Source organism: Rhodococcus zopfii NBRC 100606 = JCM 9919 (genome assembly GCF_001895025.1).
Lineage (GTDB): Bacteria > Actinomycetota > Actinomycetes > Mycobacteriales > Mycobacteriaceae > Rhodococcus > Rhodococcus zopfii.
The window spans coordinates 1-1,524 of record NZ_BCXI01000109.1 but is presented as its reverse complement, the minus strand read 5'-3'; the positions used below and the strand labels follow the sequence as shown (position 1 = coordinate 1,524).

The 1,524-nt window shown below is 67.3% G+C and carries 2 protein-coding genes; both read right to left on the bottom strand.

Annotation, left to right across the window (positions count from 1 at the left end):
• Window positions 1–98: 98 nt before the first annotated feature.
• On the bottom strand, window positions 99–863 hold the full coding sequence (gene istB, locus RZ1_RS29320; RefSeq protein WP_072816447.1) for an IS21-like element helper ATPase IstB: 765 nt from the start codon (window positions 861–863) through the stop codon (window positions 99–101).
• Window positions 864–917: 54 nt separating this feature from the next.
• Window positions 918–1,524, bottom strand: a 607-nt coding sequence (locus RZ1_RS29315) for a Mu transposase domain-containing protein (RefSeq protein WP_443706294.1), incomplete at its 5' end; no start/stop codon positions are given.

Genomic DNA, 1,524 nt, shown 5'->3' with positions numbered 1-1,524 from the left:
TGTCGACCGTCACGTAATTCCCCAGGGGTGTCCGTCACGCAATTCCCCATGCTCGGGCGTGCTGAGTCGAGGGTAGCCCGCGCAGTCGGGGGTGCGGATCAGGTTGCGCCGGCGGTGCGGTGCCCGGGTCGTTTGCGGGGTCGGTAGGACGGTCCGTCCATCAGGGTTTGGTGGCTGGTGTTGATGAGCCGGTCGAGGAGCGACTCGGCGACGACCGGGTTCGGGAACAGCGGGTACCAGTCCTTCGGTGCGCGGTTGCTCGTCAGAATCAGCGGCTTGCCGGCGATCGCCCGGTCCGAGACCAGATCGTAGAGGTCGTCGGACTGGGTGGTGGTGTGCTCGCGCATCGCGAAGTCGTCGATGATCAACACCAGCGGCCGGGTGTATTCGCGCATCCGCTGACCGATGGTGCGGTCGGCATGCCCGCCGGCGAGGTCGGCAAGCATGCGGGAGCACTTGACGAACCGCACGTCCCCACCACGGCGTGCGACATGATGCCCAAGTGCTTGTGCCACATGGGTTTTGCCGACTCCAACGGGTCCGTAGAGAATGACCGACTCGCCGGCGTCGAGCCAGCGCAGGGCGGCCAGGTCCCGCAGCATCGCCGCCGGGAGTTTCGGGTTGGCCGTGAAATCGAAGTCCTCGAAGGTGGCCTGTTGCTCGAACCTCGCCCGCCGCAACCGACGGGCCAACGCCGCCGTTTCCCGGCGGGCGATCTCGTCCTCACACAGCACTTGGAGAAATTCGAGGTGTCCGAGCTGTCCGTCCCGGGTTTGGGCGAGCCGGGCATCGAGCGTGTCGAGCATCCCGGTCAACTTCAACGTCTTGAGTGCAGCACGCAGGCTGGGATCATGAATGGTCATCACAGAAACCTCACTGGTTCAACATGATTGCAGGACAGTTGGGGGGAGTCGCGGTCAGGCGGTGCGTTCGGCGTCGAAGGCGTCGGGTCCGCGCAGGAACGCCGGCGCCGGCGCGGCGGCCGGGTCGGGCTGTCCGTCGTGTTCGGTGCCGGCGGCGAGGATGCCCTTGACGGTGCGGTAGCTGGGGTCACCGACCTCGAGGGCACGGGCGCACGCCGCATTCAGCCGCCGATCCTCGTAGCGGTCCCGCAGCCGGACGATGCCCTGGATCGCCCGCAGCCGGTGCAACGCGTTGACCTGCGACAACTCGCTGACCACGGCGGCCGCGGCCGGGCCGATCTGGTCGGCCTGCGCCCGGCACCAGGACACGGTTTGCAGCGTGTAGGCGATCTTGTGCGGCGGGTAGTGCTCGGGGTTCGTCGACCGCCCCGACAGGTGCAGCACGTGGGTGGCGACCACCTGCTCGGTGTGGAAGATCTGCACCACGTCGCCGCTGGTGCGCACCAGCACCTGCTGACCGATCAGCCGCCAGGGCACCGAATACAGGGCCTTGCCGGCCTTGACGTGGCAGTCCGGGGCGACCTTCCCGAGCTGATAGAGGACCGGTTCGAACGGTCGCGGTGGAAGTGGTGTGAGACGGTGCTTTTCGACGGCATCGAAC